The sequence below is a fragment of the Cutibacterium modestum genome (assembly GCF_008326345.1).
GTDB classification, from domain to species: Bacteria; Actinomycetota; Actinomycetes; order Propionibacteriales; family Propionibacteriaceae; genus Cutibacterium; species Cutibacterium modestum.
This window is the reverse complement of the sequence record NZ_BJEN01000003.1, coordinates 297,946-312,099: the sequence shown is the minus strand read 5'-3', so window position 1 is coordinate 312,099 and position 14,154 is coordinate 297,946. Positions and strand designations below refer to the sequence as shown.

Genomic DNA, 14,154 nt, shown 5'->3' with positions numbered 1-14,154 from the left:
ACCTCTCACACGCTTGCCGCCAGCTGGCTGACGACCTTGGCGAAACCTGCAAAGAACGGGGATAGTTTGCTGGATGGCAGTACTCCCGGAAGCAGAGCTTTCTCGTTGATCTGTTCCTCCACCGCCGCTACTTGCAATTTGTGCAAGACCGGATCGGATGAATCAAAGAACATAGCCCGAGCTGATTTCTCAACAGCGTCGGACGAGGAGTTGAACCGTAGCCGGTAGAACTCGCGGAAGCGAGTCGTGATCGCCTGGCCAGTCACGTAATCTCTCAGCACCGTCTTGAAGGGCCTACCGGCCCGGATTGCCCGACCCAAGAGGTATCCATCCACATCTTCGATCATGTCCGAGAAACCAAAGGACGACTCGACGCTGCGATGGGCAAGCCGATCCATACAGAACGCGTAGCCCGATGCATAACTCCTCTCATTGTTCATCCAATCGGCGTAAAAGGTCGAGAGGTCACCACCCCAGCCCCCGAAATCGCCTCGGTTCGCATTTTCCCCGTGGCCCCAGCCCATAAGCATGACGGCGTTGGCAGTCGCGGCGAGATGATCCATTGACACGGTCTCATTGTGAACAGGATCCGTGAACGTGATCGGACGCCAGTGGAGTTCGCTCGTAGCTGCCGTGAGCCAGTCCTCTTCAAGGGGCCCGAGCAAGATCCTCCAACCTGCGTAGACGCGGGTGTACTTCGGGTGTCGAAGGAACTCCAACACCCGCTTGTTGATAAGGGCGACGTCGCTGGTGCCTCCATCGAATTTCGCCGCCATCTCGTGGAGTTGGTCGACTTTAGCCAACACGTCCTCCAGTTTTGACGGTGTATGCCCACCCACTCCCTCCGGGCCAATTCCTGGATCAATGTTCATACGGTGCACATCGCGGTCTAAATCAATTTCCCCGTCCGGGTCAGCAGAGTAGCGAAACTCCTGGATCTGGTTGAATGACCAATTGTACGGGAGGGGGAACCCGAGGTTGCCGGAGTAGCCCCACGACATCCCTGAGACGAAGGAGCTGACCGTGTAGGTCTGCGCTGACACGCGCGAGCAGACATTGCGGCTACCGTAGACACCGGCGCGATAGGCATGGCCTCGGCTAGCCAAGGCCGCCTGAATTCCCCGAAAATAGGGGATAATATTACTGTCAATCTCAGGATCGGTCGCGTCGTAGTCCACCGCGAAGTAGACAATGGCACCTGGGTTGAAACCATAGTGGACCATACGGTCATGTGCCTTGTTCCCGTGCTCCCACCCAAAGTCGAAGGAGAAATCGATCAGCCGGCGTGCATTGTATTGCCAAATGGGAAACACCCTCATGTTACCAGCGAAGATGGCCTGGAGTTCACCGTCTTTGAGTTTCTTGTCTAACGTGCTGTCTGGGGGCTCATCAAGATACCGGCCTACCACCGTGTAGCCCGATTTGACTAGCGAATGTGCAAGCGACTCAGTGATTGTGAACCGCGTATCACATGCATGAGCCGTGCGATTTGGATCGCCCGTAGATACCAGTAATTGACACCAAGTAGCGTAGTCCACGCGATTGGTAACGGGTAGCAAGCTGAACGCCTGAAATGCCCGGATGTACGATGCCAACTTGTCATCGAACTCATGCTTGAACACCGTATGAACCATGCCTTCACCGCTTGGAACAGCACCGTTGAAGACGCAGGCCGCAGACAGCAACTCGACAAGAACGCCACTGTCACCGGGCTTTAGACTATGGGCCGCCAACTGCTGTCGGGTCGCCGGCCCGAAATTCCCATTCACGGAGGCGTCTGCTATCCCAAACTCACATTGGAGGGCCTTCATTAGTAATTTCTGAACATCGCGTGAATAATGTCCCTCCGTAGGGATAAGCGTTGCAAAACTACGCCGCCAATACCGGCCATTCAACCACTGCTGGATCTTACGAATTTCCGGATCACCCCCGGAGACTAGAACGTAAGCATCCATTGTGAGTAAGGCCTTGAAAAGTTTGGCGTTCAGCCTGTCCTGCCTCCCAATCCCCATGTTGTCGGTCATGGCGTACAAGGAACCCGCTACTGCGTCCTGCTGTGGTCCAAAAGAGGGTGAACTCTTCCAGATCCCATCGAGATTTCCACCGGGATAGCCTTTGCAGTAGAAGGCACACTTGATGATATTGACGATGTTTTTGTTCCGCTCACCTGGCCCGACACCACCACGGGCGTCCACCTTGGACATCGTGGTCGGACCGAACGCATGCGACAATTCCTGGATCCCCAATTCGTGCTGCAAGCCTTCGGTAAGCGAGTACATCGTCGCCCAGTTCGTCTTGCCGTCCTCTGGACAACGCTCATATCCTGCAATCCCAGAATAAGTCGTGTTGACCCACCTCTGGGCATCCAGCACCCGCTCGTCCATACACACCCTAACTGTGCTAGTGGTAAGCTACCTACTTTTAATTATCACGATCTTCGTGTTTCTACGCTACCCGCTCAAACACAGATAGTTTACAAATACGCTGCTCGCAAGCTACACGATAGCATCCTTGCCCGGATGGGAGCCACCCCCACGGTCAAACCTTTTACACACAGCGATTTTGTGGGGTCAAAATCGCCATGGTTACTGGGAGCCCGAAGATCGTCTGGGCCTCTGGGGCACTAGTGGTTGCGTAACGCACCGCCATCGACAGAGTATTATCTAGAGTGAGTATGCTTTGATCGATGACCCCGCCCGGTCCGAGAGCGTAAGCGTGATCGGTGTCAATGAATATTGCATGAAGAACACATCACCGTGGGCATCACGCCTACCCGACATTGTCTCGCACCATTCCCCAGCCCTTAACCGTGTGCTTTCACAATACCGTGGTCAGGCCGGTAATCACAACGACAACAAGCCCGCCGTGATCATCGACCAGAAAGACTCGCTAAGCCTCATTCAATACCGCTTCAAGGAGCAGGAGTCGAACTTGAGCAAGCCGAGTGTCTTGCTGAACCAGCTCACAAAGCATCCTCGGCACCATGCTGGCCCCGGAGACAACCAGACATCTAGGTGTTCATTAGCGAAAAAGCCAACGGATCTCGCACCGGCACGTATCGGCATCGATACCCGCTCCGCGAAAAAGGGACCGGTCACAGCCGCCGTCGCGCAAGAATGGCTATGCCGATGTCGGCTCCCTAGTGGGGTAATCAGCCTCAGTCACGTATGAAAGGGCACAATGAGCGAACTGAAAGTAGACGTTCTGGTCATTGGATGGGGCAAGGCAGGTAAGACTATCGCCGGACGCCTCGCCGGGGAGGGACGCAAAGTTGCCCTCGTGGAAAGGTCACCCCAAATGTACGGCGGTGCCTGCATCAACATCGCCTGCGTACCTACCAAAGACCTCATCGATTCCGCCTCCAAACGAGACGGTCAAGACCCTGTCACCTACTTCGCTTCCGCCGTCAGCGACCGCGACGCCCTCATCGCCAAGCTGAATCACGCCAACCACGCCATGTTGGAGGGCAAGGTGCTCCTCCTCGACGGGGTAGCCAGCTTCACCGGGCCTCACAGTGTGAAGGTGTCCGGTGAAGACGACGAGATCGCCGTGCAGGCCAAAACGATCATCGTCAATACCGGCTCCCACCCAGCTACCCTCCCGATTCCCGGGGCCGATGGACCACGTGTTCATGATTCCACCACGATTCAGCACGTCGATCCCCTGCCGTCGCGGCTCGTCGTCGTCGGTGGCGGGTTCATCGGCCTGGAGTTTGCCCAAATGTTCGCCCGCTTCGGCTCCCAGGTGACCCTGCTCGAGGCTGGCGAGACCTTCGCCCCGGCTCTAGATTCCGACGTCGCCGATCGTGTGCGCAGCATGCTGGAGAGCGAGGGGGTCACGGTTGTTACCGGCGCTCGTGCGATCTCCTTTAATGACACAGGCCACCACGTTGACGTCGTCACCGACGATCAGACTTTCACCTCCGATGCCGTGTTGGTAGCCGCGGGCAGGCTCCCCGCCACTGAGGACCTCAATCTGGCCGCCGCCGGGGTCGCTACTAACGAGCGGGGCTACATCCCTGTTGACGACCAACTGCGCACCAATGTCAGCGGGGTGTACGCAGTCGGTGATGTCAACGGCGGTCCGCAGTTCACCTACGTCTCCCTTGACGACAACCGGGTGCTGTGGGACACCCTTCACGATGGGCCCCGCCGTCGCGACGATCGGGTGGCCGTCCCGACGACGACCTTCCTCGACCCGCCACTGTCGCAAGTCGGCATGACGATGCACCAAGCTCGGGAGTCTGGTCGTTCCGTGCTCGTGGCCTCCAAGGACGTCGCCACGATAGCTGCCATGCCGCGTCCCAAGATCGTCGGACAAACCGAGGGCCTCATTCGAGTTTTCGTCGATGCCGACGACCACACCATCCTGGGCGCGACCCTGTGGTGCATCGATTCGCAGGAACTCATCAACCTCGTCTCCCTGGCTATGCGGTTGGGGACACGCTACGAGACGCTGCGCGACGGCATCTGGACCCATCCATCGTCGACCGAAGCCTTCAACGAAGTACTCGGGGTGCTCGAACCTCTCACGTGAGAAATGACCGAAGTCCAGTTATTTTGACCGAGTACTCACGGTCAAAATAACTGGACTTCGAAGGGTTTGGCCTCGGGAAACCGAGACCACCTCGGGCTTGAGGTTCCCGGTCTCGACCTTAACGACATGCCCAGCCTTGTCGACGGTCACTTTGGCGCGCTGCCAGCCGCCCGAAGACGAGTCAAGGGCATACCCAGCATCAATCTCGGTGGCAGCCAGCACCTGACGGCGCTGGGCATTGGAGAGGGTCGGGAACGCGGTCTCAAGCAAATTCTCAGCGCCCGCCGGCACGACCGCAGCTGTGGTGCTGGGGGCCGGGCCACCATAGGCGAAGGCTTTGTCAAAGCCGTAGGTCATACGGGCGCGGTATGTCTTGAGGGCCGAGGCACGATCGACCACCGGCGCCGTGGACACCGAGTCGGTGAAGGTGTTATGGTACCCCTTCTTGTCGTTAGCACCCACGTTTCCGATGCAGGCCTGCAAGGTATCGCCGTGACCGTCAGTCTTGCAACGGTGGGTGAGGTATGCCGTCAGTTCGGTGCGAGCGGCCTTGAGGTAGGCAACGTACAACGTGTCCGTCGACAGTGCCGAGGAGACATTGTTGTGGCCCTCGATACGCCCACCCATGACGCCCAACGGGTAGTGGACGCCTAGCACAACATGATTGTTGCCGGCCTCGGATGCGCGGGCGAGGATTTCGGGCCCCAGCTCAGGCAAGATCTCGGCCATCGCCAGGCCATAAGCGTAGGCGGCGGTGTGACCCGATGGGAAGGCCTGGCTGACGGTCAGGTTCGTGCCCGATGCGCCGTCCATCAGGTCGTAGCCGGCGGTAAGGAAGCCCCGACCACCCCTCTTGTGGTCTAGGTCGATCCGGCTCGGCACCCGCATGATGTCGAGGCTCTTTTTGAGACCACGAAGATTGTTCGGGTTTCGGGAATCAGCAAAGCTGCGATCGACGAGGTAGGGGCGCGGGTAATTGAAGTATTTCTTAGCAGACCCGATGCTCTTCGTTGTCACTTCCTGTAAGCCTGTCGACCAGATGAACCGGGCAACGTGAGTAAGCCTGCAAGCGTGAAGATTCACCAGGGTGCACTGGGCAAGCCCCTCGGCCACGTATTTACCGAGCACCGGGCCGAGGGAATCGTTGTCCTCCTGCAACGGATCAGTGAACATCACCGCATCGCGCAGGGCACGCCGCTGTTGGGATCTTCCTTGTCGGTCAGCGACTTGTTGCGCCTCGTCAACACCGGCTTTGTTGATTTGCTCGACGCCCTCGTCGTTGCGAGCCAGGATCTTCGAGCCTTGCGGGGTGACGTCGCCGCGAAAAGCAGTCTCGAAATTGCGCTTGTCGAACGGCTTGGGGTCCAATAGCGGTTGTACTCGTTGAGAAGAGTGATGTGTGGATCCGAGGGTTCATGAGGTTGCGCAGCTTCGGCAGGGCTGACCTCAGCACTACTGACGAATGCGGTCAGACAGGCAAGACCCAGGATAGAGGTACGAAGAATTTTCACCGGATAACTCCTGACGCGGTACATAGACGTAACGGCTGTAACGAATGGACGGCACAAAAGGTAGGAAGTCCTGACATGTCGTATCAGGCGCTATATCCCTTCGGCGGAATGAGCGTCGCCATCTGGTCGAAACTCAACGTGTAGGTTGGCGATCCGGCGAATCCGGCCGGGTCAGCAACCAGAATTTTTCTGGTGTCTGAGTTATATTCAAGGATCGTCAGATAGTGGTATATCGTCTGGTTAGGGTAACGCGGAGGATGGTTATTCGCAGGGGCCACAATATTAGCAACAATGACGTATCCCTTGTCGGTGTCGGTTGTAATGTCTTGCCACAGCAAATTCTTCTGAGTCACGCTGGGGGGATCGTTGGGCATGTATTTGTTTTCATACCACTGTGGACTGAGATGGTTATTGAGAACTTTAGTCACTAGCGAGATATCATCAGTGCCATTTTGCGTCGTGCCGAGTTCGTCAGCCATCTGCTGCTGACTGACGATAATTCCCCGAGCAGACAGGGCAATCCGAGTCGAAGCCGGACCACACCACCATCCGGTGACCTGATACTCGAAATCGATCTTGACGGTATGAAATCCGCGCGCCGCGGCATCGGCAATTTCCTTATTTGCGACATCAGCGGCGGTAGCTTGGGCCTGCGGCGAAGCCACCTTAGCGACCTGCATCTGAGCGCCCGCGTGGAATACAGCCTGAGCCGACACCGCGGTCGGGCCAACTCCGACGGCCAGGACAGCCAGACCAACGACCACACTGCGCCGAAGTCTGTTCATCGTGGAACTCATAAGCTTTCCCTTGTCACGTACCAGTTTTGGATTCGGTAGGTTTTGGATTCGGCGGAATTAACCACCGAGGTGGCCACCACCGGGGACGCCACTGAACAGTCACGCCACGGCGGTGACGATCCTCAGCGGCCGGCGCGGTAATCGTTAAGTAATTCGACCGACAGGTCGTACCAATTGTTGTAACGATCGGGGTAGGCGGAATGTTGCACAGCCTGCGCCAATTGACCGGGGCTCATGGTCTGCCATCCAGGCTGTTGAATAACACCCGGATTGCTGCCATAAGAATTGATCCCATAAAAGGACTGTGACGCGAAGACCGGGTCCATAATCTGCTGAGCTGATCCCCAGCCACACGACGGTCGCTGTTGAAACAGCCCCACAGAGTCACGATCGCCGTAATTAATGTTGCGCAAACTGGATTCCTGCATGGCGGCCATGAGCGCCGCGTGAATGGCGTTATCTTTACCAGCTCGGTCAATCGAGTTGGATTGTTCTGCGACACGAATACATCGTGTACGCATTCTGACGCTGTTCAGCGGTCAGACTGGCAGCCGAAACGCTCGAAATGGAGACAGTGGGAGCCGCCTGAGCCACTGCGGACGCAGCCGCTCCCGCCCCGGTCAATGCCATTGCAAGGGCCGCCGTCGAGCCGACCAGACGTGCCATCGTGTTTACAAACATGCTGTCCCCTTTCGGTCGGTGCAGCACATTACGTGAGGCGGTGTCACCGAACCTCCGCATCACATTCCTGTTATTGGTGACGCCAGCGCCGCGACCTGGCGAACCTCCGCCATGATCACAGCACCCCACATAAGCCCCACACAGTTGCACCCCGCTGTTCCCAGACGGCACACCCGAAACTGTCGTGTTCACCTTGAGTGAACGCACTGCTGTTTAAAAGACCACAGCCTGCTGTTCGATCGGACGCCGTGATCGTCCGGGATGCTCTGATAGGCACACCGCGCCGCCTCCCCATACTCTTGGCTACATGAGTGATGCTGAGCTCAGTAAGTCCTCCCCCGTCCTGGCCGTCGACGCCGGACAGTCCAGCACCCGCGTACGATGCGAGTCCGGGCCGTGGGGGCCGGGCTGGATCGTCACGTCGTCAGGGGTGCGCACCGCGCTCCCACTTGCTCAGCAGTTTGCGACCGTCATGCAGGACGTCGTGACAACTCACCCGGAGGTCGCTGAGTCCGAATGCACAGTAGCCATCGGATCATCGGGAGCCCGCGACGACGAGGACCCGCTCCCCGTCCTGCAAGCCCTCAAGCCCTTCGGCGTCAGCCGAGTACTCCTCGCCCACGACTCCATCACCTCTTACCTCGGCGCTCTCGGTGACCAGCTAGGAGTCGTCACGGCGTCCGGCACCGGGGTCATCACGCTGGCCGTCGGCCGCCACAACGTTGCCCGAGTCGACGGCTGGGGGTACATCATCGGCGATGCCGGATCGGCCTTCTGGCTGGGCCGTCATGGCCTCGACGCCGTCATGCGTGCTCACGATGGTCGCGGCGAGCTGACCCTCCTCAGCGACACCATTGGCAACGATTTCGACGACATTGAGGCCGCCTACCTGGAGCTCCATGCCGATCCGCTCATGGTCTCCCGGATCGCCCGCTACTCCGCCAAGGTCACCGCCGCGGCGGAGGCGGGCGACCACGTCTCACGCGACATCTGCATGCGTGCAGCCCGTGAGCTGGTCCACTCCACCGTCACTGGCCTACGCCAGGCCAAACTCACTGACGCCGACTGCCCCGCCGTCGGCCTGCTGGGCGGTGTCATGAAGTCTCAGCTCATCCATACCGCCATCGTCGAGGAAATCTCAGTGACGATGCCGGGAGCGCGGATCGTCGAGCTTCTCGGCGAAGGCCTCGACGGCGCTGCTGCGCTACCAACCATCAGCCCCGACTCTCCACTCGGCCAGCGCATTCACGTCGCCCAGTAACCATGGTCGTGGGCTACCTGCAGAATCTTGTCGACGCAAGGGGGGTAACCCACGGGACCGCCCCGTCATACGCCTCCGGGATCCCAGACACAACGTTTTATACCTGGGCCGACAAGAAAGTCGTCAACGAACGGAAGAACCCCAACCCGTCGGTTCCAGCACCGGTAAGCTCCTCGACAGAATGTTCAGGGTGCGGCATGAGCCCGACAACGTTACCTGCCTCATTGGTGATGCCAGCAATGTCGTGGACCGATCCATTCGGGTTCACGGTGTAGCGGAAGACGACTTGATTATTAGTCTCCAACGCAGCCAGGGTTTCGGCGTCGACGACATAGTTACCCTCGCCGTGCTTAGCAGCAATATGGATGCGCTGGCTGGGGCAGAAGTCGCAGGTCCACACGGTGTCCACACTGGCAACTTGGAGCTGTTGCACCGAGCAGTGGAAGCGTCGTTTTTCGTTGCGCATCAGGGCGCCGGGCAGCAGATGCGACTCGCACAACACCTGGAATCCGTTGCAGATGCCGAGCACCGGCAAGCCCACGTCTGCGGCTCTGCGAATAGACGACATTACCGGGGAGGCAGCAGCCAAGGCTCCTGCCCGCAGGTAATCACCGTAAGAAAACCCACCCGGAAGGACGACAGCGTCGACGCCGGCCAAATCGGTCGAGGCGTACCACAGCGATACAGGCTCAACCCCAGCCAGGCGAATAGCCCATGCTGCGTCCTGGTCGTCAAGAGTACCGGGGAAAGTAACGACTCCAATCCGCGCCATCGTCAGTCCTCCACGTGGACATCGAAGGACTCGATGACGGTGTTGGCCAACAGCTCAGAGGCCACTTGGTGGATCTCGTCAAGCCGATTCTCCAAACCCTCACCGGTGATCTCGAAGCGCTTACCCTGGCGCACCGTCAAGCCGTCATGGCCAAGCCGAGCGAGCACCGACGTGATGGCCTTGCCCTGAGGATCGAGGATCTCGGGCTTGGGCATGACCTCCACCACTACACGTGACATGGCTCCAATCCTATCGGCACCACGGGATTCCGGCTCGCCAGGGACGTCGGCAGCTGTCGGCACAACCTCCCCAGACTCCTCGGAAAGGCCATCCGTCCGCTTCTCATTCTGGGCCTGCTCATCGCTAACCTCCTCGGGCCCTTGTCCGCCGGTTAGACGCGCCCAGGCCTCCTCATAGCGACGGCTGGTGGCCTTAACGACCTCATCCGGGAGGGCAGGCGGTTCCTGGTCACTAGCGCGGTCCCAGCCCGACTCCTTCGTGAGCCAATCGCGCACATATTGCTTATCGAAGGAATCGGCCCCTTTACCGGGCTGCCAGCTCTCAGCGTCCCAGAATCGCGAGGAATCAGGGGTAAGCACCTCATCAGCCAGCACGATAGTGCCGTCAGCACGGCGTCCAAATTCAAACTTGGTATCAGCGAGGATGATGCCTCGCTTCCGCGCGATCTCCTCTGCACGCTGGTAGATCTGCAGCGAAAGGCTACGCAGCTGAGCCGCGACCTCGGGGCCGACAAGTTTGACCAGGCGCAGGTAGTCGATGTTCTCGTCATGCTCTCCCTGTGGGGCTTTGACTGCCGGGGTGAAGATGGGTTCTTCGAGTCGGGAGCGGTCCTGCAACCCGTCGGGGAGGCGAATTCCGCACACGGAGCGGTGGCCCTGATACTCGGCCCACCCTGAACCGGTGAGATAGCCCCGCACGACACATTCAACCGGGAACATGTCGAGTTCCTCAACGACCATGGCGCGCCCCGCGACCTCGGCGGGGACATCTAGGCCTACAAGATGGTTATCGACGATGTCGGCCAATTGGTCGAACCACCACAAAGACATACTCGTCAGAATGGCCCCCTTGCCGGGAACACCGGGGGTTAGGACGTGGTCGTAGGCGCTAATCCGGTCAGTAGCAACCATAAGGAGGCGACCGGGCTGATCGGGAAAGCGGTAAAGGCGACGGACCTTGCCCTCAGCCAACAACGGAAGATCGAGGTGCGGAGTGACCATGGGGGCATCATGCCACGGTTGCAGGTCTTGACGACACAGAGCATCGCGATTCGTGTTCTTTATAGACATTGGCTATCGATACCTGTTTAGTGATAGCCTTGACCTATCACGCCGTCGATTAGAAAGGTCTCGCATGAGTCTCATCAACACCAAGATCCTTCCGTTCAAGGCCAATGCTTTCCGTAATGGGGACTTCATCGAGGTCTCCGATTCTGATATCAACGGCAAGTGGTCCATTTTCTTCTTCTACCCCGGTGACTTCACCTTCGTCTGCCCCACCGAGCTGGGCGACCTCGCCGACCACTACGAGGAGCTACAGGCCATGGGGGTCGAGGTCTTCTCGGTGTCCACCGACTCGCACTTCGTGCACAAGGCCTGGCATACCGACTCTGACACCGTTGGCAAGGTCACTTACACGATGATTGGCGACCCGAGCCTTCAGCTGACCCGCAATTTCGACGTCGAGCGTGAGGGAGCTGGACAGGCCGATCGCGCCACCTTCCTCGTCGACCCCGACGGCACCATCCAGTTCTACGAGCTGACTGCCGAGGGCATTGGACGCAATGCCACCGAGCTAGTCCGCAAGGTTAAAGCCGCCCAGTACGTCTACACCCACCCAGGCGAGGTCTGCCCTGCCAAGTGGGAAGAAGGCGAAGAGGCCCTCGCCCCGTCGATCGACCTCGTCGGCAAGATCTGAGTTCCGACCTGAGCACCTGTCGCAGGGGCATTCGTCCCTGCGGCGGGTCCTCGGACCGGCGCCGCCGCTCCTCCTCCCCACCTCTTTCAGGAGAACCATGCTTGATAATGCCCTGACCACCCAGCTCAAGTCCTACCTCGAGATGGTGCGCGAGCCGATCATCCTGGTGCCTTCCCCGTACCAGGGTGACGACGCCACCAAGTCGTCGAAGTCAACCCAGATGGACGAGCTGCTGTCGGAGATCACCGCCTTGTCTGACAAAGTGAGCGTCGGTGAGCCCGTCGACAATGAGCGCACCCCGTCCTTTGCCATCACTCGCCCCGGAAGCCCCATCGACATCCATTTCGCCGGTCTGCCGATGGGCCACGAGTTCACCTCCCTCGTGCTGGCCCTGCTGCAGGTGGGTGGTCACCCTGTCAAGGAGGAGCAGTCCCTCATCGACGCCGTGCGCGCAGTCAAAGGGGAGCACCATTTCGTCACCTACATGTCGCTGACCTGCCAGAACTGCCCGACGGTAGTGCAGGCCCTCAACGCGATGGCCGTTCTCAACCCCAATATTCATCACACCGCCGTTGAGGGTGGCACCTACACCGATGAGGTGGAGGCCAAAGGAATCGCCTCAGTGCCGGCCATCTACCTGGATAGCGAGGACTGGGGCTCCGGACGCATGGACATGGCCGACATCCTTGAGCGTCTCGACACCGACGCTGCCCAGGGAGCCAAGGAGGATCTGTCGCAGCGCGACCCCTACGACGTACTCGTGGTCGGGGCTGGTCCTGCTGGTGCCGCCGCCGCGGTGTACGCGGCTCGTAAAGGTATCCGCACCGCCATAGTCGGGTCTCGGATCGGCGGTCAGGTGCTCGATACCGAGGCCATCGACAACCTTATCTCGGTGCCCCACACCACCGGCCCGCGTCTGGCCGACGCCCTACGCAGCCACGTCAATGACTACGACATTGACGTCATTGAGCGTCAGACCGCCAGTGCTCTGGAAACCACCGACGGCATGGCCACCGTGCATCTAACCGATGGCAACCTGCGGGCGCGCTCGGTCATTCTGGCCACCGGTGCACGCTGGCGCAACCTTGGCGTGCCCGGCGAGGAGGAGTACCGCACTAAGGGCGTAACCAACTGCCCGCACTGCGACGGCCCGCTGTTCAAGGGTAAGAAGGTGGCCGTCGTCGGGGGCGGAAACTCCGGCATTGAGGCCGCTATCGACCTTGCCGGTGTCGTTGACCACGTCACCGTCGTGGAGTTCCTCGACGTCCTCAAGGCTGACGACGTCCTGTTGCGCACTTTAAGCTCGCTGCCGAATGTTGACGTCATCACTTCAGCCCGCACCACCCAGATCCTTGGCGACGGGTCCAAGGTGACCGGCCTGGAATACGAGGACCGCACCAGTGGTGAAGTGAAGAGCATCGAGCTAGCAGGTGTCTTCGTCCAAATCGGTCTGCTGCCCAACACCGAGTGGCTCGAAGGTACCCTAGAGCGCAGCATGCGGGGAGAAATCGTCATTGACGAGCGCGGCACCACTTCAATTCCCGGTGTCTTCGCCGCCGGTGACTGCACCACTCAGCCGTACAAGCAGATCATTATCTCCATGGGGGCTGGCGCCACCGCGGCTCTGGGGGCCTTCGACCACCTCATCCGTCAGAATCCAACGCAGAACTGAGGCCGTGTGAACCTTCGTGATCTGAGGTATTTCGTCACTCTGGCCGAAGAACACCACTTCGGCCGAGCAGCAGCATCATGCGGTGTCAGCCAGCCCACTCTCTCAACCCAAATCCACCGGCTCGAGAACGAGCTCGGCGTGGTACTGGCTGTGAGGGTGGGACGACGCATCGAGATCACCCCCGTGGGGGAGCGCATCGCCCAAGCTGCCCGGGACATGCTGGCGCTATCCGACGACATCCGGGCAATGGCGCGGGAGGAAGCCGACTGGATGACCCTTCAGCTGAGGGTCGGGGTATTTCCCACCTTAGGGCCGTTCGTGTTACCTCGGCTGATCGGCCGGTTTGACCAATACGGACCCGACGCGAATGTTCGTATCGTCGAGAAGCGCACGGCTTGGCTGCTAGAGGCGGTTCACGACGGACAGCTAGACGTCGCCGTAGTGGCAGCCCCCGTTGATGACGACTCTTTGGAGACTATCCCCGTCTTTCGGGAGGAGTTCTTGCTCGCGACGGGGGCTGACGACGAGTTGGCCCAGGAGGAAGGTCCAATCGATCCGCATGACGTTCCCACCGAAGGACTCATCCTCATGTCGGAGGGGCACTGCCTGAGGGACCAGGTGCTAGAGGTATGCAGCCATGCGTTGCCTCCCGACGCCTTAACAGCAGGATCCCTCGAGACGCTCCGCGAACTGGTCTCGGTGGGAGCTGGTCGAACCCTCATGCCCCGCAGCGCGGTCTCGGCACCATTTTATGCGGACCCACGCATCGTGGTGCGCGAATTCACCCACCCCAGGCCCCACCGCGACATCGTGGTGTGCGGCAGAGCGACAACGATGACCCGTCCGGCAGTGCAAGCCTTGGTCGCCATCCTGCGACAGCTGCCAGGTGACGTCATCGAACCGCTCGGCGTTGCCGGGGCATCGTTGTGCTCCCACGGGATGTGAAGTTATAGGTCATGCCGTGGCTGGCTACTCCGACACGCCCC

At 59.6% G+C, this 14,154-nt stretch carries 11 protein-coding genes and 1 pseudogene; 5 read left to right on the top strand and 7 right to left on the bottom strand.

Going from position 1 to position 14,154, the window contains the following annotated elements; translation table 11 throughout:
- Positions 1-5: 5 nt before the first annotated feature.
- Entirely contained in the window at positions 6-2,384 is a 2,379-nt protein-coding gene (locus F1563_RS09740) for a glycoside hydrolase domain-containing protein (protein ID WP_002527962.1), read from the bottom strand.
- A 796-nt stretch (positions 2,385-3,180) separates the two neighbouring features.
- Between F1563_RS09740 and F1563_RS09730 the strand changes: the two genes are divergently transcribed.
- On the top strand, positions 3,181-4,536 hold the full coding sequence (locus F1563_RS09730) for a dihydrolipoyl dehydrogenase family protein (protein ID WP_002527964.1): 1,356 nt from the start codon (positions 3,181-3,183) through the stop codon (positions 4,534-4,536).
- Between the two features lie 18 nt (positions 4,537-4,554).
- Here F1563_RS09730 and F1563_RS09725 read toward each other — a convergent pair.
- From F1563_RS09725 to F1563_RS09710, 4 genes and pseudogenes are all read right to left on the bottom strand, one after another.
- A pseudogene (locus tag F1563_RS09725) lies at positions 4,555-6,047 on the bottom strand (acid phosphatase).
- Between the two features lie 83 nt (positions 6,048-6,130).
- On the bottom strand, positions 6,131-6,832 hold the full coding sequence (locus tag F1563_RS09720) for a C39 family peptidase (protein ID WP_227431941.1): 702 nt from the start codon (positions 6,830-6,832) through the stop codon (positions 6,131-6,133).
- Between the two features lie 134 nt (positions 6,833-6,966).
- Complete coding sequence (locus tag F1563_RS09715) at positions 6,967-7,281, bottom strand: hypothetical protein (protein WP_002527967.1); 315 nt, start codon at positions 7,279-7,281, stop codon at positions 6,967-6,969.
- A 37-nt stretch (positions 7,282-7,318) separates the two neighbouring features.
- A complete protein-coding gene (locus tag F1563_RS09710; RefSeq protein WP_007434118.1) occupies positions 7,319-7,525 on the bottom strand; it encodes a hypothetical protein in 207 nt (68 codons plus the stop codon).
- Positions 7,526-7,832: 307 nt separating this feature from the next.
- Between F1563_RS09710 and F1563_RS09705 the strand changes: the two genes are divergently transcribed.
- Positions 7,833-8,786: an N-acetylglucosamine kinase gene (locus F1563_RS09705; RefSeq protein WP_002527969.1), complete on the top strand. Its 954-nt coding sequence runs from the start codon at positions 7,833-7,835 to the stop codon at positions 8,784-8,786.
- 97 nt (positions 8,787-8,883) lie between these two features.
- Here the strand turns inward: F1563_RS09705 and purQ are convergent, their stop codons facing one another.
- Both purQ and F1563_RS09695 read right to left on the bottom strand, forming a co-directional pair.
- A complete protein-coding gene (gene purQ, locus F1563_RS09700; protein WP_002527970.1) occupies positions 8,884-9,558 on the bottom strand; it encodes a phosphoribosylformylglycinamidine synthase subunit PurQ in 675 nt (224 codons plus the stop codon).
- 2 nt (positions 9,559-9,560) lie between these two features.
- Positions 9,561-10,799 carry a phosphoribosylaminoimidazolesuccinocarboxamide synthase gene (locus F1563_RS09695; protein WP_002527971.1) on the bottom strand — a complete coding sequence of 413 codons (1,239 nt, stop codon included), beginning with the start codon at positions 10,797-10,799 and terminating at the stop codon, positions 9,561-9,563.
- 133 nt (positions 10,800-10,932) lie between these two features.
- Between F1563_RS09695 and ahpC the strand changes: the two genes are divergently transcribed.
- The 3 genes from ahpC to F1563_RS09680 all read left to right on the top strand — a co-directional run bounded on the left by ahpC (position 10,933) and on the right by F1563_RS09680 (position 14,113).
- On the top strand, positions 10,933-11,496 hold the full coding sequence (gene ahpC / locus F1563_RS09690; protein WP_002527972.1) for an alkyl hydroperoxide reductase subunit C: 564 nt from the start codon (positions 10,933-10,935) through the stop codon (positions 11,494-11,496).
- A 97-nt stretch (positions 11,497-11,593) separates the two neighbouring features.
- Positions 11,594-13,168: an alkyl hydroperoxide reductase subunit F gene (gene ahpF, locus F1563_RS09685; protein ID WP_002533847.1), complete on the top strand. Its 1,575-nt coding sequence runs from the start codon at positions 11,594-11,596 to the stop codon at positions 13,166-13,168.
- A gap of 6 nt (positions 13,169-13,174) precedes the next feature.
- Positions 13,175-14,113 carry a hydrogen peroxide-inducible genes activator gene (locus F1563_RS09680; protein ID WP_002527974.1) on the top strand — a complete coding sequence of 313 codons (939 nt, stop codon included), beginning with the start codon at positions 13,175-13,177 and terminating at the stop codon, positions 14,111-14,113.
- The last annotated feature ends 41 nt before the right edge of the window (positions 14,114-14,154 follow it).